Genomic DNA, 17,137 nt, shown 5'->3' with positions numbered 1-17,137 from the left:
CGTAAGGAGTGTGATATAGCATGTGGGAGGCAATACGCCGCTTCGGTGATACGTACCTGATGTGGCGCGAAGGTCCGCTGATTTGGGGGTCCGATGTCCTCATCCTTCTGACCCTCGCCGGGATTGTCTTCGCCTTGACCTACTTCAAGAAGTGGCGGTGGCTGTGGGACGAGTGGCTGACCACGGTCGATCACAAAAAAATCGGCATCATGTATCTGGTTTGTGCGCTCTTGATGTTCTTCCGCGGTGGGGTCGACGCGCTGCTTTTGCGCACGCAGTTGGCGGTCCCAAACAACCACTTTCTCAACGCGGAGCACTACGACCAGATCTTTACGACGCATGGCACCATCATGATTCTCTTTATGGCGATGCCGTTTATCTTTGCCTTGTTCAACATCGCGGTGCCCTTGCAGATAGGCGCCCGCGACGTGGCCTTTCCATACCTAAACGCGATTAGCTTCTGGCTGTTTTTCTTTGCTGCGTTGTTGTTCAACATCTCGTTTGTGTTTGGCGGATCGCCCGATGGAGGCTGGACCAGCTATCCGCCATTGACCGAACTCGGCTTTGATAAAGGGCCGGGCGAAAACTACTATCTATTGTCCCTGTTGATTTCCGGCATCGGGACCATCGGCACCGGGGTGAACTTTATCGCCACCATCCTAAAGATGCGGGCGCCCGGCATGACGATGATGAAAATGCCCTTGTTTTCCTGGGCGACTTTGGCTTCCAGCATCGTCATCCTGACGGTGTTTCCGGCGCTCAATGTCGCCTTGGCCATGCTGATGCTTGACCGGCTGTTTGGCGCCCACTTCTTCACCATCGCTCAGGGCGGCAATCCGATGATGTTCATCAACCTGTTCTGGGTTTGGGGGCATCCGGAAGTATACATCGTCGTCCTCGTCGCCTTCGGCGTCTATTCGGAAGTGGTAGCGACTTTCTCGCGCAAGGAGATCTTCGGCTACAAGTCGATGGTGGCTTCGCTTATGGCCATTACGGTTGTCGGCGACCTGACCTGGGTGCACCACTTTTTCACCATGGGCGCCGGTCCCGACGTCAACAGCTTCTTCGCCGTCTCGACGATGGCGGTCGGCATCCCGACCGGGGTCAAGATGTTCAACTGGCTGTTCACCATGTACCGCGGCCGCATTCGTTTGACGCTGCCGATGCTGTGGACGCTGGCGTTCATCGTCTGCTTCGCCTTCGCGGGTGCCACTGGCGTCATGCTGGCTGCCGCGCCGGCGGACTACCAGTACCACAACAGCTACTTCCTGATTGCCCACTTCCACCAGGCACTCATCGGCGGCGTGGTGTTTGGAATGCTGGCTGGGATGTATTACTGGTGGCCCAAAATGTTCGGCTTCCAACTGGATGAACGGCTAGGCCGCTGGGCGTTCTGGCTGTTCAACATCGGCTTTTACGTCTGTTTCATGCCCCAATACGCCCTTGGCTTTATGGGCATGCAGCGGCGTATGTATACCTATCCGACCGATCTCGGCTGGGGCACGCTCAACTTCATCTCGACGATTGGTGCCTACATCATGGGCCTGGGCTTTTTGTTCATCGTCGCACAGGTGCTCTACAGCATCAAGTTTGGCAAGCGGGACGTGACCGGCGACATCTGGGACGCGCGGACGCTCGAATGGTCACTCCCTTCGCCGGTGCCGCACTACAACTTCGCGGTGATTCCGAAGGTGACCGACCGGGATATGTGGTGGACGCTCAAAGAGCAGGGAAGAACCGCAGAACTGCGGCCATCCGCCAGCGAGATTCAGTCCTTCCACATGCCGAACAACAGCGCGCGTCCGTTCCTGCTTGGGGTGTGCTTCTTCTTCGCGGGCTTGGGGTTTGTGTTTGAATGGTACATCCTCGCCGCTTTAGCACTGGTGGGAGTAGCTGCGTGTCTGTTGGCCCGCTCGTTTGAGACCCACGACGAACACGACCTCAGCGCGGAAGAGGTGCGTCAGTCTGAGGCCCTGTATGGGAGGTTGTGAACCATGGCGATGACGCTGTCCCGACCGCGGCTGTCCGACGCCGTCGTCGAGGAGAAGACGATAGAGTATCGCGATCCGGCCGAATCCCTGAAAATCTTTGGTTTCTGGCTGTTCTTAGCCACCGACATGCTCTTGTTTGCCTGCCTGTTTGCGACGTATGTGCTCCTGCACACGCATACGGCGGGGGGGCCGACAGCCCGCACCCTGTTTGATGTTCCCGGGTTTGTGGCGGAGACGTTCATCTTGTTGACCAGCAGCTTTACAGGCGGTCTCGCCACGTATGAAATGCAGCGCCAGCGACCGAAAGCAGTGGCGGTGTGGCTGGCTGTCACGATGCTGTTAGGGTTAGCGTTCGTGGGTTTGGAGGCGCAAGAGTTTATCCACGACGTTGAGATGGGCGCCACCATGTCAAGGAGCGCTTTCCTCTCGGCGTTCTTCACCCTGGTAGGGACCCATGGCAGCCACGTCTCCGTAGGCATCGTCTGGATGCTGGCCATCCTCATCCAGGTCTTGCGCCAGGGCATCACCCCGCAGACGGCGCGCAAGGTGTTCAATGTCGGGCTTTACTGGCACTTTCTCGACGTGGTCTGGGTGTTTATCTTCACGGTTGTCTACCTGACAGGGATGGTGATGTAAGATGCAGGCACCCGCCAAACAGATGAAGGTGGAAAAGCCACTCTCGGTAAGCGGCCCCAAGCACGGCATCGGCCAGTATGTGCTCGGGTACGTGCTCTCCATTGTACTCACGCTCGCTGCTTTGTGGGCGGCCTTCACGCACGGCCTCAGCGGCAGTCCGCTGGTCTTGGTCCTGCTCGCCCTCGGGGTGCTGCAGATAGGGGTGCAATTGTTCCTATTCATGCACATTACCAAGGGAGACGGACCACCCGTGCACTCGTTGGCGATAGCCCTCGCCTTTTTGTTCACCATCATCTTCGTGGCCGGATCGCTCTGGGCCATGTCGTTCCACTACATGGTGGCTTAGGGGATGCGGACGATGAACGCAAGGGAAGTTTCGACGATGACCGCGCGCGCAATCGCGCGGACGGCTGGGGAGGCGAAGTCGGGTACACTGACAGAGGCGGGCGAACTGCCGGGCGCCCTAAAGCACCTAGCCCAGCGCTGGACGCGCTGCTTGGCTGTGTATCTGGAGTTGACGAAACCGCGTATACTCGCCCTGCTCGTGTTCACACAGTGGTGCGCGATGGTGTGGGCGGCCAAGGGCTGGCCGTCCCCCAGCACCACCTTTGCCGCAACCGTGGGCCTAGCGCTCTGTGCGGGCGGATCGGCCGCGGTGAATATGTGGTATGACCGGGACATTGATGCACGTATGCAACGTACCGTGCACCGTCCGTTGCCACAGGGGAGGATCCCAGCTCTGCACGCGCTGGTGTTGGGCGTGGGCCTTGGGGTGGCCGGGGTGGCTGTGTTGGCCTGGTCGGTCAACCCCTTATCCGCGCTACTCGCGGCTGCCGGATACGTGTACTACGCCTGCGTCTATACGATGGGGCTCAAGCGCCATACCCCGCAGAACATCGTGTTCGGTGGCGGTGCCGGGGCGTTTCCACCCTTGGTGGGATGGGCGGCGGTGACAGGTCACCTGGCCTGGCCGGCGTGGGTGCTGTTCGCCATCATCTTTCTCTGGACTCCATCCCATTTTTGGGCCCTGGCTCTATATCGGAATGCCGACTATAAGGCTGCAGGCGTGCCTATGATGCCGACGGTGCGGGGGACGAAATCAACCATTTTCCAGATGGGCCTGTATAGCCTGTTGCTGCTCCCAGTATCGTTGCTGCCGTATTGGGCTTTGGTTCACCCTTGGCCATACGAAACGGTCGCTGGTCTGACAGGAGCAGTTTTCTTGGCCGCACATGCGATGCTCTGGCGGACGCGTCAGGATGTCGGAGTATGGGCGCGGCGCACATTTTTTCTATCGCTGATCTACCTACCGGTGGTGTTCTTTGCCCTGGCCGCTTCGGCCTGGACGTAGGGGGGCGAATGAAATGGCGATCCCGCTTGAACCAGTTGGGGCGATGCCGCAACCGGGTCTCCCGGAAAAGCTGCGACGGCGCTTATGGGGGCTGAGTCTGGCTACGTTTCTCAGCGTGCTTTTGGTCAACACGCTCGGTTTCACGGATACGGTGACTGGGTCGGCTTTGGGGTGCGGACGTCAGTGGCCGTTGTGCAACGGCCAGGTGGTACCCACCCACTGGTCGCTGCAGGTGTGGATTGAATATACCCACCGTCTATCGGTGCTGCTCGATATGGTTTTCTTTGTTCTGCTGGCTGGAGCGCTATTGCGTTATGGACGCAAGAACCGGACGTTGATGCTGTGCCTGGGGCTGTTGGCGGCGGGTGTGGTCCTGGAGTCGGTGCTTGGCGCTCTGGCGGTTTTATTCTCCAACCCGCCGGCCATTATGGCTGCTCACGTGAGCATTGCTCTGCTTTCTTTTGTCGGTACCTTTTTGTTGGTCTTATTCTTGCGGCCGCGCCAAATGCCTAGCGGGCAAGCGGCCGTAAGCTGGGTAAATCCGACGCAAGCCGCCCGTAAATTAGCTCGGGTCCGGCACTCTGCGACCGTTACCGCCGTCTATGTGTACTTGGCTATGTATGTAGGGGCCTATGCGGCCAGCACTGGTTGGGGAAGTGAATTCCGCGGTTGGCCACTGCCGTTAGAGTCCCCAGCGCAAGTAGGGGCGGCCTTCTGGCTGGATGTGTTGCACCGTCTCGTTGCCCTCGGGATGGTGGGCCTAATCCTGTACCTTGTGTATTTGACCAGACAGCTGAACCAGTGGCGGCGAGAGCTTTATACCGCTAGCCGCTGGATGCTCGCTTTGGTCCTGCTCCAGGCCCTGTCGGGAGGAGTCCTAATTGCCACACATATTGCTCCGTGGGCGTTCATCATCCACGTGACCGTGGTTTCTTTCTTGCTAGCCGTCGCCTGTTACCTGGCCCTGCAGGTGCGCAGGAATCCGCACTTTGACGTATAAGGACTTTCATGGCGATGATCGTTCAAAACATATCGGAGAAACTGGGGATTGCGACGGGAAAAATCTTTCGGAGATGTGTAGAGACTTGGGGCAACCGTTATGCCGCATGCGGTTTATCTGCACTCTGGACTCACACAGAAACGTGTGGTGCCGCGTAATGACCTCGAGAAGCGCAAAATCGCTCGATTTAATACGAAGGAAGTCATTATTGCCATGGTGCTTGCCGGTTTCGTGAACCTTTCGATGATGTTCATGGCAGCTGCGGTGTTCCATGGTTCAGGACACACCTAAATTGCAGACATATCGACTGCCTATCAAACGCTAACGCCGTTGCTTGGTTCAGCTTCAGCAGCGGTCTTTCTTGTCTCTCTGATGACCACATTTCGCGTCGCCTCCATCAACTCAGCCAACTGCTGGCGATTACCTGGGGGAATGAGATAACCCTGTCGTGGATTCTTCGACTTGAAACCCTTGACGTACCGCGTAGGCGGCCAGCTGTGCCCGGTTTTCCAAGCCGAGTTTTTTCAGCAGCCGTTGGATGTAGTTCCCGACCGTGCTGGGGCTGATTCCTAATGCTTGGCCGAGCTGTTTGTTAGTTGCGCCTGTCGTCAGCCAACGTAAGATATCCATTTCTCGAGGGGTAAAGTTTGTTGGCTCCGTATAGCTACGCAGGAGACGCTGGACTACGAATACGGTCACTTCGTTGGGAACGACGTATTCACCTCGGAAAGCTTTTTCAATCCCGTCGATGACGGCGGCCGGGGTCGCGTTTTTCGCGATGTAACCGAGGGCCCCCGTGGAAATGGCCTTGACAATCGTGTGTTCGCCCATGTCCGTCGTCAAGATGACGATTCGGGCGGAGGGGTCAATGCGCAAAATTTCCTTTGTCGCCTGATACCCGTCCATGCCGGGCATCTGTGCGTCCATCAGGACGACATCCGGTTTCAAGGTTTCATACCGCTTTATAGCTTCAAGTCCATTTTTAGCTTCCCCAACCTTTTTCAAGTTGGGTGCTGAGCGCAGAATGTACGTGAGGCCAGCGCGAAACAGGTCCAGGTCGTCAACAATCATGACCCCGATGGGGGATGCTTTGCCCATAGTGGTATCCTCCTCATACAGTGTCAGACTCATCCGGGTTGTGGGGCAATAGGCAATCGATCACGTCCTCGATGGCGACGAAATGCCTGCCTTCGTGAAGGATTGCGGTTGGTAACTGCAGGATGGATCACTTTCCAGGTAATCGCCGGTCAATGCGTAGGCCCGGGCACGAGAACCACCACAGACGGACCGAAATTCACACACCCGGCACTTACCCTTGAGCAGGTTGTAATCGCGCAGTGACCGGAAGAGTGGACTGAACCGGTAAAGGTCAGCGAGCGATGAAGTCCGTACGTTGCCAGCTGATACCGGTAGAAAGCCACTCGGGTAGACGTCTCCGGTATGCGAGATAAAGACAAAGCCGTTACCATCGTTGACAGCGCGCCCTTGGGAGCGGGACGGCTGGGGACGGTCTTGACCAGGCTGTTGTACTTGTCCTTGCTGTCGTTGCAACAGGATACGCCGGTAATGGGGTGCGGCCGTGGTTTTCACGGGCAACTTCAGCTCCCGGGAGGTTTCCCACAGCCAATGGAAGACGGACTCCACCTCGTCTGCTGGCAGCATGTCCTGAACACGCGCCCGGCCGGTTGGTACCAAAAAGAAGACACTCCACAAGGTGGCACCAAACTCTGCTGCCAATTTGGCTAGCTGCGGGAGTTCATGGACGTTTCGACGCGTTGCTGTGGTGTTGATTTGAATCGGGATGTTCAGTTCCCGCAAGAGGTGCAGCCCATTTAGGGTTCGTTCAAAAGACCCTTTCGTACCCCGAAACCGGTCGTGGGTCTCTGGAGTGGCCCCGTCCAGACTGAGGGCGCATCTCGCCATGCCGGCTTCGCGAGCACGGGCCAAAGCGTCGCGGGTCAGGCGCGGGGTGGCACTCGGGGTCAGTCCAACCTCTAATCCCCGCTTTGCGGCGTAGTCAATGAGCGTAAACAGGTCCTCGCGCTCGAGCGGATCGCCCCCGGTCAGGACAAACAGCGGTCTGTCCATGGCAGCGATTTGGTCAATCAATCGCATGCCTTCTGCGGTGGTCAGTTCCAGTGGGTGACGGTGACGCTGGGCCTCGGCTCGACAGTGCACGCAATGCAATTGGCAGGCACGTGTCACCTCCCAGATGGCGATGAATGGGTTTTGATCAAAATCACGTCGGGCCATATTAGAATGGAATTCGGTTTGGGTCTGTGCTTGTGTAGGCACCTTACATCGCCCTCCATTTCACTACTGAGCATAAGGGCAAAGGAGATTACACAAAAGGCCGGGTTGGACCGCTCTGAAGTGTCCGATTCGGGGGCTGTGACGGGGTTTGTTTCGACTAGTCACATTGGACGGGGCAAGAGATTTTCACTGACGATCCGGACGGCGAACCGGTTTATGGGCGGTATGTCTGAGCGATCCGTGCCAGGCGGTCTGTACTAAGGGAAGATGCCGCAGACGGAGGATGTATCTGCTTTGTGCTCGAGCCAGAATAAATGTGTCAAGACGCGAGCGGTTAACCCGGACAAACAGCGCGAGCCGGGCTGGCCGACCGCGTGACGCATGTGCTTGTCGGGAGGAGATAAACATGCAAACTTTGTCGAAACCGACACGGATTGTCGTCATTGGTGCTGGCGCAGTCGGTGCCACGACGGCATATACGCTGCTGTTGCGGAATAGGGCGGACGAAATTGTTCTACTAGACGTCAACGCGGACAAGGCGCGTGGCGAAGCTTTGGATATGCAGCATGGGCGGCCGTTCACGGGCGGTAGCAAGGTCTGGGCGGGGGATTACAGTGACTGCGCCGACGCCGACATCGTCATTGTGACGGCCGGTGTTGCGCAACGGCCGGGCGAGACCAGACAGGAATTGCTGAGCCGCAACGTCACCATCGTTCGGAGTGTGGTTGAACAAGTCATCGCATACAACGACCACGGCATCCTACTGATGGCCACCAATCCGGTCGACGTCCTGTCCTACGTGGCCTGGCGGGTTTCCGGCTGGCCTGCGGAACGGGTCATTGGCTCCGGGACCGTATTGGATAGCGCGCGCTTTCGCTTTCGTTTAGGCCAGGAGTTGGGGGTTGATGCGCGCAGCGTGCACGCACATATCCTCGGTGAGCATGGGGACACCGAGGTGGCGGCTTGGAGCAAGACGAACGTGGCCGGCGTACCGGTACAACTGCCTGAGGACCAAAAGCAGCGAATCTACACAGAGACACGCGACGCCGCATACGAAATTATTCGCGCCAAAGGCAGCACCAGCTACGCCATCGCGTTGGCGCTCGACCGCATCTGTGCGGCCATCCTGAGTGACGAGCACGCTGTTCTCAACGTGTCTACACGACTTATGGACTATCATGGCATTTCCAACCTATACATGGGGGTACCATGCGTCGTCGACCGCACGGGTGTGGTGCGGATTATCGACCTGCCGTTGACAGACGATGAGTTGACTCTGCTCCACCGCTCTGCCGCCGAGCTGTCCAAACGCATCCGCGAAGTGGAGGCATTATTTTGAAGATGCCCCGCCGAGCCTAAGCGGTAGCGGGGCGCTTTTGCACACCCGACTGAGAACGGTTGCCGGACATTAAAGTTAGGTTTCTTAGACGGATTTTTTATGCAATATAGTCCTGCAGTGCCTGTGTAACCCCTAAATGCTGGCCATGAATCTGAATGTTCATCATCTGTTTCACTCCCTAGCTTAAATTGCTAGTGTTTCCGCTAACTCATACAAACGCGTATTTACCCGATGCTTCTCACGGAAAACATCGTCGAAAGAGACGGCATGTAATTTTCCTTGCAGGGTCGATACCATTTTTCCGGATACGCCTTGCTTTAGCAGATCTACTGCATAGGCACCGAGCTGACTAGCCAGAATCCTGTCTCGTGCTGTAGGCGATCCGCCGCGTTGAATACGTCCGAGCACGGTCACACGAACTTCAAGCCCTGTGTGCTTGGTCAAGTATTCACCGACTTCCGCGCCGTGCATCGCACCTTCGGCCACGACAATAATGGAATGTTTTTTTCCGCGTGCTAATCCCCGATTGAGCTTTCGAATCACCTCCTGCAAACTTTGTAATCGCTCCGGAATCAAAATCGTTTCAGCGCCCCCGGCTAATCCAACATAGGTCGCGATGTCTCCAGCACTACGCCCCATGACCTCCACCACATACGTTCGATCATGTGATGTAGCGGTGTCACGGATTTTGTCAATCGCTTCAATCGCTGTATTCACCGCAGAATCAAACCCTATTGTTTCATCACAAAATGGAAGGTCATTGTCGATTGTGCCTGGAACCCCAATCGTGGCCACACCCAAGTTGGCTAATGCCTGAGCACCGTGGAAGGAACCGTCCCCACCAATGACGACAAGCCCGTCGATACCATGTTTTTGAAGCATCGCACAAGCTTTCTTCTGACCTTCGACAGTCTTGAATTCTTCGCAACGAGCCGTATATAGGATGGTGCCCCCTCGTTGAATGATGTCCGCGACGGAACCCAAGGACATCGGAACGATGTCGCCACGGATTAATCCTGTGTATCCATGTTGGATACCGAACACTTCCATGTTGCTGTATATCCCGGTTCGAACAACTGCTCGAATGGCAGCATTCATGCCCGGTGCGTCGCCTCCACTCGTCAAAACCGCAATACGCCTCATCTTTATTGGACACCTCACTGTACCTGCAGCCATCCGCGCTGATCGATGGGAGGAAATTAATCTTCTTACAGTTTAAATTGTAAGGTCATGCCCCAAGTCCGGGCAGATCCAGTTTTGCTATAACCATGGGTATCCAAGCGAATCATCTCTGAACGAAAAACATGTTCTAGATGACCGGTCTAAACGTACTCAATGGGGAATTATCAACCATGGATATCCAGCTCATTATTCCGGAAAGGAACCGGCTTCCACTCTTCAAGTAGGTTTCCAAAGTCGGCTTTTGATCTAGCAATGCTTTCTTGTCTCTTGTTGCGGATTTCGCGGAGTTAATATAGACTTATTTCGTGAGTTTGGTTTATCTAACTACCGATTCTTGATAAATGTTGACTTAAATAGTCAGCTTTCGAGGTGACCATGTTGAATCACTGGGAACTACTTATACTCGGCCTGATTGCGGGCGGAACCATCTACATTGGGCTACCTTTCGGTCGGATACGTGGGCTCTCTTCCACGATACGTTCAGCTTTAAGCATGCTCGCCGCTGGAATCCTTATCTACCTTCTCATCGAAATTTTAGGAGACGCGGCTGGACAGACCTCCGCAAGCATTCAAGCTGTGGCAGCGGGGAACGGATCGGCAGATACTGCAATCTTGTTAACCATCCTTTTTATTGGCGGCTTTTTTGTCGGTCTCATCAGCCTGGTGACGATTCAACAGAAATGGATTGCGCAGGCCGCGGAACTGGGGGCGAAGCGCTTATCCTGGATGATTGCGGTTGGAATTGGCCTTCATAACCTGAGTGAGGGATTGGCCATTGGGCAGTCCTTTGCGATTGGGAAAACGGGATTGGCTATCGGACTCGTCATCGGGTTTGCGCTCCACAACGCGACCGAAGGCTTTGGTATCGTCGGTCCTGTCGTTCGTGAAGGCCACCGGGTCCCATGGAGGACGATTCTGCTTCTCGGATTGGTTGGAGGAGGTCCAACGTTCGTAGGTACGCTAGTGGGTAGCCTATGGACCTCAACTGCACTCTCCGTATTTGTTCTGGCTATGGCCGGCGGCGCAATTCTTTACGTCGTCAAGGAGGTTTTCTCAAGCGTTCGACGAGAAGCGGCGCAGCGTTTGATTATGACTGCACTTGTCCTTGGATTCGGGATTGGCTGGGGCACGGAAACCGTAACTGCCGTCGCCCAAACAGGTGGAACCGCCAAGGCGGGGGAAAGCGTGATGCGTGAAGCGGACGGGGACATTATCTCAACACACGCTAGAGCGACTCCGCAGTATCGTATCTCCAAACAAGAAGCTGCGAAACCAAGAACAAATTGCCAATGACATGTTACATGAAAAAGCCATGGTTCCAAAGATTCTTCCGGATGGTACGAAGGAGTTCGACTTGACGGCTTTCGAATTTCCGTGGCAGCTCTACTCGGGTGAAGTCATTCAAGCCTGGGGGTATAACAGACAAGTCCCTGGACCGCTCATTCGTGTTAAGGTTGGGGACAAAGTCGCCATTGTGCATTGCCACATCCTTGACTATGCGGAAAATCCGAGTGCTGCTGGAGATGGTTCAGTGACCCAAATGGCGGAGATGGGTGGATTGATGACCTTCATCAACGTGTCAGGGGTTAAACGAAGAACGTCAGAAACGCCTAGGCGGAACGAACCCCTCGCCTGATACGAATGGTCTATATTGGAGTTTACGTGACGCAGCGCACACAAGGCCTTCTCGATTCTCTGGCACGATGAGGTCGGTGATGGATACCAACAGCATCATGGACCACGTGGCAGAGGAGGGGGTTCTATGGACCCGTTGACCAAGTGGCTCAAACGGGTGTTTCTGGTCGTACTGGTGATGTGTGTCGCCATCTTCGTTTGGGGGACGGTCAAGACCTATCAAGGCGCGCCGCCCATCCCGGAGAAAGTCGTTTCCGCATCGGGCCGGGTGCTGATGACGGAGGACCAGATTGTCGCCGGTAAGGCCGGGTTTCAGGAAGCCGACCTGATGGATTACGGATCCGTGTATGGGAACGGATCGTACTATGGGGAAGACTACACCGCGCTTTTGTTGCATCAGACGGCGACTGGGATGATGAACCGGTACGCCGAGATAAAGTACGGGAAAACCTGGTCACAACTGAATGCAGGCCAGCAGGCTGAAATTCGGGCCAAGGTGCAGAACGAGCTGCAGCATCCAAACTTGAAAAACGGTGTGTTGACCGTGTCCGATACAGAGGCGGCGGTCATACAGCAGGTTCTGCACCAGACCCAGACCGGGTTGCTGAAGACCACGCCAGCCATCGGCTACAGCGCACCGGGCGCCCTCAATTCGATACAGGCCGCTAATGTGTCGGACTTTTTGTGGTATACGGCTTGGACCGCCGTTGCGCATCGGCCGGGATTGGATTACTCCTATACAAACAATTGGCCGTATGATCCATCCGTAGGCAACACTCCGACCACGGCCACCTTCACCTGGACTTGGGCCTCGATTGGCTTCCTACTGGCGGGCATCGGTGCGACGGTGTGGTTCTACTTCGCCAAGATTGCCGATCCGCTCGACGAATTTGGGGAGATGGCGATTCGCGGCTTTCCGAAGCTGACGGAAAGTCAGCGCAAGACGGGCAAATTCTTCGTCACGGTGGCCATCCTGTTTCTCATCCAGATTGGCGCCGGCGGCATCATGGCCCATTACTATTCGGACCGGGCCAGTTTCTTCGGGATCAATCTACTGAACGTTCTCCCGTTCAACGTATTAAAAGCGATCCACATTCAAACCTCTATCTTCTGGATTGCGACTGCATGGATTGGGGCAGGCGTGTTCTTGGCTCCGTTCATCAGCGGTAAGGAGTCAAAACGGCAAGGGCTGCTGGTTGATATCCTGTTTGTCGCAGTTTGGGTGGTGGGCCTCTCCACCTTGTTCGGGCTGTACGCTGGAATTAAGGGCTGGCTGCCCGGGAACAGCTGGTTTTGGTTTGGCAACCAGGGCTTGACCTACCTGCAGTTAGGTCGGTTTGATCAACTTGCGCTGTTTGCGGGCCTGATGTTGTGGGTGTTCATCCTCGGCCGGGCGCTTTGGCCAGCGTTGAAGCGCCAGGGTGGGTTCGGAAGTTTGGAGCATCTGCTTCTCTATTCGGGAATCTCCATCGCTGGCATGTACGTGTTCGGTATGTTCCCGGTAACGTGGATTATGAACTCCTTTACCCTCACCGACTTCTGGCGCTGGTGGGTGGTGCATCTGTGGGTGGAAGGGACGTTTGAGTTCTTCACGGTTATCGCAGGGGCATACCTGTTGGTCGCCTTGGGATTGGTTTCCCGCAAAACCGCGGAGCGATCCACCTGGTTTGAACTGATTCTGGTCTTCCTCGGCGGGATTGTAGGTACTGGCCATCACATGTACTGGGTCGGGGAACCCTGGATTTGGTTGAGCCTGGGCAGCATGTTCTCCTTTATTGAAGTCATGCCGCTCCTGTTAATGATTGTCGAGGCTATCGACAATCATCGACGCATCAAGGCGACGCGCGACTTTCAGCATCGGACAGCGCTCACGTACATCATGGGTGCCGGCGTATGGAACTTCTTTGGGGCTGGGGTATTGGGTGGACTCATCAACGCCCCGCTCATCAATTACTACGAGCATGGTACGTTCTTGACCTTGGCGCACGCCCACACTGCGATGTTCGGTGCCTTTGGCCTCTTGGGGTTGGGACTCATCTATTTCGCGCTGCGTTACTTTGTCGGCGACGCAGGATGGTCCGACAAGCCAGCCCTCTGGGCATTCTGGTTCTACAACATCGGTATGGCGCTGTGGTGCATCTTGAACTTCTGGCCCATCGGGTTTAAGCAATTGGCGGCCGTTTATACCCACGACTACGTGTTTGCGCGCAGCATCGAGTTCTATAACACGACAACATTGTGGCAGTGGCTCCGCTTCCCAGGCGACATATTCTTTACCTTGGGGGCCTTGCTAATGTCCTACGATATATGCCGCAAGCTGTGGCAGGCGCGGCAGATCTGGCGAACAAATCATGATTCGCCTGACACGGATACGTCGGCTTCGAAGCCTGCCAAGACCGTCTCGCTGACACATTGAACATCGTGGGGATTTCGTGGCGATTGGCGGCCCATCCGTCGATGCATGGGACCGCCGACCCCGCCTTAGAATGCGTATTCGGACAACCTTAAACGGGAGGTAACGAGCGGATGTCCATAACCCAACTTACCAGCAGCCTCATCATGCTCGCCTTTGTCCTGGCGGGTAGCGATGTACCTGCGTTACCAGAAGCTGTATCGGCAAGCGGAGCGCCGTTTCGCACCGTCGGAATCGTTGGGGTGATTGTACGTGAACAGATGGATTGAAAGACATTGGCCACCTCTAGTCAGATAAAGGTGGCCTATTTGGCACGATGAATTGTTGGATTCGTTTATTCTTCTTCACACCTACGATACCAACGTATCCGGTGCCTGCAGTTGCTCTGGGCGGATGCGTCGGGCGTGCATCAAGACCATCAAAGCGAGTGATCCGATAAAGAACAGGCCGTGTACGCCGATGGTGTACCATGCGGTCTGATGTGCCGGGAAGGCAATCAGGTTGCGCAGTCCGGCGACGGCGTACGTCATCGGCAGGTACGGGTGCACCGCCTGGAAGAACGACGGCACCAGCTGGATGGGGAATGTCCCTCCGGCTGAGGTCAGTTGCAAAATCAGCAATACAATCCCGGCCACTCGACCGGGGCCGGATTTGAGCACGGACAACAGCATCCCGATGACGGTGATGTCTGTGATGGAGATGCCCATACAGTACAGGTAAAAACCAGGCACCGTGGTCACAGTCAACCCGAGCCCATAGAGTACCACGCTGGCTGCTACCACCGCCTGAATCACGCCGATGCCCCAGAGGACGACCAACTTCCCGAGGGTCACCGTCAGGGGTGAGACGGGCGATAGGCGCCAGCGCGCCTCTCGGAGCGGCACCAGGAAGTACAAGAGCAACGCGCCTACCCAGAGACTGAGCGGCAAAAAGTACGGAGCGAGGCCGGGCCCGTATTTCGTTACCGGGTGGATGGGATGAGTCACGGCCTGGATGGTGCTGCTCATCACATCCGCCTTGACCGCCGGCTGCGTAACCTTGCCCGGCACGGCATCCGCCAGTTTGTCAGCGTAGGATACCTGAGCCTGATGGAGCTTCTGCATCCCGCTGGCGAGCGACTGGCTGCCACCCTTGGCGTCATCTAGTCCACTGGCCAGCGAAGCGGCGCCGCTGTGTGCACGGCCAAGGCCGCTTTGCAGCTGCTTGGCGCCCGACTGCAGCTGGCTGGCTGCGTTCGCGATTTGCGCCAACGAGGTGTGGGCCGTGCTGAGTCCTGACTGTAGCTGGGCTAGTGCACTGTCGAGCTGGCCGACCTTGCGGCTGAACTGTCCTGTAGCGTACGACGCCTGCGACAATTGGCCAGACAGCTGGTCCAAACCCTGGGTTAATTTCTGTTGGCCGGCCGCCTCCTGGTTCAGTCCCGAGGTGAGGTTGGCGGCGCCCGACTGCAGCTGCCCCAGGCCCGCAGTTACCTTTTGCGATCCCGCCAGGGATTGGCGCAACGCGGAGAGCGCGGCGAGAACGTGCGGATCGGAGGCAGGGGCTTGGTTGAGTGCGGACATCGCTGCCTCAATCCCCTGTTGTACCTGGGCCGAAGCGTCTTTCGACTGGGCGAGGCCGGTTTCCAGTTGGGCGCTGCCGTCAGCTGCCTTGGTTAATCCGTGTTGCAGGCTCTGGCTGGCTGAGGACATCTGGCCGGCCGCCCTGGCTGCCTGATTCATCCCCTGGGCCAATTGGCTCGACGGTCCGGCTGCGGGGCGAATCTGCTGCCGAATTTGGCCCACGCCATTCACCGCCTGGCCGATGCCGGCGTTCACTTTGTCGGTGCCAGTGGCCACTTGAGTGGCCCCGCTCGCGAGCGACTGGCTGCCGCTGTCCAGTTGGGCCAACGCGGCGGCCAACTGATGTGCCCCGTCATCCGCGCTTTGCACCCCGCTGGCCAAGTCCTTGCTGCCGCTGACCAGGGGCTTGCCACCGTCTGCAAGCTTTTTCGCCCCGGCTGCGGCTTTGCTAATGCCACCCGCTTCCTGACCGACAACATCGAGCAGGCGGGAGATGAACTGCTTGCTGAACTTTTGGTTGAGGCTGGCCGCCAGGTCCTTCTCGACCCGCGAGACAATCTGGCCAGCCAGGTAGTTTTGCCCCTGGTTCGGGATGAAGATGAGCCGGGCTTTGTGCGGGTGGTCCGAATTGACGCTGAGCACATCGGATGTGAACGAGTCCGGGATGTACACCTCCATGTAATAGCGTCCGTCGTCCAGACCCTGCCGTGCGGCCGTAGCGCTGACCGAATGCCATTCGAGGGACTGGTCTTTGACCAAGGAGTGAACGAGATCATGCCCGTAATTGACCGAATGGCCGTCGAGGCGGCCGCCCTGGTCTCTGTTCACCACAGCCACCGGGAGCTTATCGAGGTGGCCGTACGGATCCCAGAAGGCCCACAGGTAGAGGGCACTATAGAGCAGAGGCAGGAGGCACATGGCCAACAGTCCAATCCGCATCAGGCGGTTGCGCCAGATGCGGCGGGCTTCAATGCGAATGACGGTCCACAGGTTCACGCCTGACCTCTCCTTCGTCTCCTAGATTGACCTTTACGTCGGCCCAGGCGGCATGGCTCGCGTTGACGGTAGTGAACACGACCCCGCTCCCTTCGTCGGCCAGCGCCTGCAAGAGGCGGGTGGTCTCCTGCCACTCGGCTTCCGACAGGTCCTTATCCGGCTCATCGAGCAGGATGAACTGCGGCCGATGGACGGTGGTGATAGCGATGGCAGCCCGTACGGCGGTGAATGCGTCCAGGTCTTTCAACCGCCGTCTGGCCACCGTCTCCAGCTGGTAGCGATGCAGTTGTTCCTGGACCCGTTGCCGGTGGCCGCGGACTCGGTATAGCTTTGCCTGCAATGACAGGTGTTCGCGCACGGTGAGGGTCTCGAACAGCGGCGCCAAGACCGGGATGGGCCCCAGCCCTATCTCTCCCCACCGCGGCGAGTGCAAGCGTTCTGCATCCGGGCCGACGCCAACTCGTCCCGATTGCGGTTGCAGCTGGCCTGCCAAACACAGGAGCAGCGAAGACTTGCCGGAGTGGGAGGCTCCGAGGATGGACATGGTTTCCCCGGGCGCCAGGGTCAGGGATAGGTCCGTACACAGCGGCTTGGCGGCTGGGCCCAGTGTCAGGTGTTGCACGTAAAGCGGCACTCCAGCCATCTCCTTTAGGCGGTTGTCCACTGATAAAATGACATTGTGTCATTTGTTGACGAAAGGCATCATACCACAGTATGTGAAAAAGTCCAGCCCCCAATCGGGACTGGACAAGGAAGGGGCCGGAAAGTGCCCTTGGGTT

15 protein-coding genes and 1 pseudogene are annotated in these 17,137 nt (G+C 57.0%); 11 read left to right on the top strand and 5 right to left on the bottom strand.

Annotated elements, in window-relative coordinates; translation table 11 throughout:
- Positions 1-20: 20 nt before the first annotated feature.
- The 6 genes and pseudogenes from H522_RS0113005 to H522_RS22170 form a co-directional block, all read left to right on the top strand.
- Entirely contained in the window at positions 21-1,991 is a 1,971-nt protein-coding gene (locus H522_RS0113005) for a cbb3-type cytochrome c oxidase subunit I (protein WP_026962659.1), read from the top strand.
- A gap of 9 nt (positions 1,992-2,000) precedes the next feature.
- Entirely contained in the window at positions 2,001-2,627 is a 627-nt protein-coding gene (locus H522_RS0113000) for a cytochrome (ubi)quinol oxidase subunit III (RefSeq protein WP_051344262.1), read from the top strand.
- Position 2,628: 1 nt separating this feature from the next.
- Positions 2,629-2,973, top strand: coding sequence for a cytochrome C oxidase subunit IV family protein (locus tag H522_RS0112995; protein WP_245578113.1), 345 nt, complete (start codon positions 2,629-2,631; stop codon positions 2,971-2,973).
- 12 nt (positions 2,974-2,985) lie between these two features.
- Positions 2,986-3,978, top strand: coding sequence for a heme o synthase (locus H522_RS19345; protein WP_211230684.1), 993 nt, complete (start codon positions 2,986-2,988; stop codon positions 3,976-3,978).
- A 13-nt stretch (positions 3,979-3,991) separates the two neighbouring features.
- Complete coding sequence (locus H522_RS0112985; protein WP_026962656.1) at positions 3,992-4,978, top strand: COX15/CtaA family protein; 987 nt, start codon at positions 3,992-3,994, stop codon at positions 4,976-4,978.
- A 96-nt stretch (positions 4,979-5,074) separates the two neighbouring features.
- Positions 5,075-5,269 (top strand): annotated as a pseudogene (locus tag H522_RS22170) (divalent metal cation transporter); the annotation flags it as partial.
- Positions 5,270-5,398: 129 nt separating this feature from the next.
- On the opposite strand, the gene H522_RS19340 reads toward H522_RS22170, so the two are convergent.
- Together H522_RS19340 and H522_RS0112970 are read right to left on the bottom strand one after the other, a co-directional pair.
- Positions 5,399-6,076, bottom strand: a complete 678-nt coding sequence (locus tag H522_RS19340) for a response regulator (protein WP_035453887.1) — start codon at positions 6,074-6,076, stop codon at positions 5,399-5,401.
- 60 nt (positions 6,077-6,136) lie between these two features.
- Positions 6,137-7,231 carry a TIGR04053 family radical SAM/SPASM domain-containing protein gene (locus tag H522_RS0112970; protein WP_026962654.1) on the bottom strand — a complete coding sequence of 365 codons (1,095 nt, stop codon included), beginning with the start codon at positions 7,229-7,231 and terminating at the stop codon, positions 6,137-6,139.
- Positions 7,232-7,637: 406 nt separating this feature from the next.
- Between H522_RS0112970 and H522_RS0112965 the strand changes: the two genes are divergently transcribed.
- Entirely contained in the window at positions 7,638-8,570 is a 933-nt protein-coding gene (locus tag H522_RS0112965) for an L-lactate dehydrogenase (RefSeq protein ID WP_026962653.1), read from the top strand.
- Between the two features lie 183 nt (positions 8,571-8,753).
- Here H522_RS0112965 and pfkA read toward each other — a convergent pair whose 3' ends face one another.
- Positions 8,754-9,713 (bottom strand): 6-phosphofructokinase, encoded by a 960-nt coding sequence (pfkA, locus tag H522_RS0112960; RefSeq protein ID WP_026962652.1) that lies wholly within the window; start codon positions 9,711-9,713, stop codon positions 8,754-8,756.
- Between the two features lie 417 nt (positions 9,714-10,130).
- Between pfkA and H522_RS19335 the strand changes: the two genes are divergently transcribed.
- From H522_RS19335 to H522_RS21585, 4 genes are all read left to right on the top strand, one after another.
- Positions 10,131-11,045, top strand: coding sequence for a ZIP family metal transporter (locus tag H522_RS19335; RefSeq protein WP_162143510.1), 915 nt, complete (start codon positions 10,131-10,133; stop codon positions 11,043-11,045).
- 61 nt (positions 11,046-11,106) lie between these two features.
- Positions 11,107-11,388 carry a cupredoxin domain-containing protein gene (locus H522_RS0112950; RefSeq protein WP_155836430.1) on the top strand — a complete coding sequence of 94 codons (282 nt, stop codon included), beginning with the start codon at positions 11,107-11,109 and terminating at the stop codon, positions 11,386-11,388.
- A gap of 126 nt (positions 11,389-11,514) precedes the next feature.
- On the top strand, positions 11,515-13,803 hold the full coding sequence (locus H522_RS19330; RefSeq protein WP_081412127.1) for a nitric-oxide reductase large subunit: 2,289 nt from the start codon (positions 11,515-11,517) through the stop codon (positions 13,801-13,803).
- A gap of 110 nt (positions 13,804-13,913) precedes the next feature.
- Positions 13,914-14,069 (top strand): hypothetical protein, encoded by a 156-nt coding sequence (locus H522_RS21585; RefSeq protein ID WP_155836428.1) that lies wholly within the window; start codon positions 13,914-13,916, stop codon positions 14,067-14,069.
- An 81-nt stretch (positions 14,070-14,150) separates the two neighbouring features.
- On the opposite strand, the gene H522_RS0112935 is transcribed toward H522_RS21585, so the two are convergent.
- On the bottom strand, positions 14,151-16,358 hold the full coding sequence (locus H522_RS0112935) for a YhgE/Pip domain-containing protein (RefSeq protein WP_026962650.1): 2,208 nt from the start codon (positions 16,356-16,358) through the stop codon (positions 14,151-14,153).
- Complete coding sequence (locus H522_RS0112930) at positions 16,330-16,992, bottom strand: ATP-binding cassette domain-containing protein (RefSeq protein ID WP_026962649.1); 663 nt, start codon at positions 16,990-16,992, stop codon at positions 16,330-16,332. Before H522_RS0112930 ends, H522_RS0112935 begins: the two co-directional genes overlap by 29 nt.
- Positions 16,993-17,137 lie beyond the last annotated feature (145 nt).

Origin of the sequence: Alicyclobacillus herbarius DSM 13609, assembly GCF_000430585.1 — a bacterium.
GTDB classification, from domain to species: domain Bacteria; phylum Bacillota; class Bacilli; order Alicyclobacillales; family Alicyclobacillaceae; genus Alicyclobacillus_G; species Alicyclobacillus_G herbarius.
The sequence above is the reverse complement of the archived record's forward strand: the minus strand, read 5'-3'. Positions and strand labels throughout refer to the sequence as shown.

Bases quoted from the DNA above. Each gene is read 5' to 3' on its own strand.
- H522_RS0112995 (WP_245578113.1), top strand. From the start codon at position 2,629: ATGCAGGCACCCGCCAAACAGATGAAGGTGGAAAAGCCACTCTCGGTA.
- pfkA (WP_026962652.1), bottom strand. From the start codon at position 9,713: ATGAGGCGTATTGCGGTTTTGACGAGTGGAGGCGACGCACCGGGCATG.
- H522_RS0112970 (WP_026962654.1), bottom strand. From the start codon at position 7,231: ATGGCCCGACGTGATTTTGATCAAAACCCATTCATCGCCATCTGGGAG.
- H522_RS19330 (WP_081412127.1), top strand. From the start codon at position 11,515: ATGGACCCGTTGACCAAGTGGCTCAAACGGGTGTTTCTGGTCGTACTG.
- H522_RS0113005 (WP_026962659.1), top strand. From the start codon at position 21: ATGTGGGAGGCAATACGCCGCTTCGGTGATACGTACCTGATGTGGCGC.
- H522_RS19345 (WP_211230684.1), top strand. From the start codon at position 2,986: ATGAACGCAAGGGAAGTTTCGACGATGACCGCGCGCGCAATCGCGCGG.
- H522_RS0112965 (WP_026962653.1), top strand. From the start codon at position 7,638: ATGCAAACTTTGTCGAAACCGACACGGATTGTCGTCATTGGTGCTGGC.
- H522_RS0113000 (WP_051344262.1), top strand. From the start codon at position 2,001: ATGACGCTGTCCCGACCGCGGCTGTCCGACGCCGTCGTCGAGGAGAAG.
- H522_RS19340 (WP_035453887.1), bottom strand. From the start codon at position 6,076: ATGGGCAAAGCATCCCCCATCGGGGTCATGATTGTTGACGACCTGGAC.
- H522_RS0112985 (WP_026962656.1), top strand. From the start codon at position 3,992: ATGGCGATCCCGCTTGAACCAGTTGGGGCGATGCCGCAACCGGGTCTC.
- H522_RS21585 (WP_155836428.1), top strand. From the start codon at position 13,914: ATGTCCATAACCCAACTTACCAGCAGCCTCATCATGCTCGCCTTTGTC.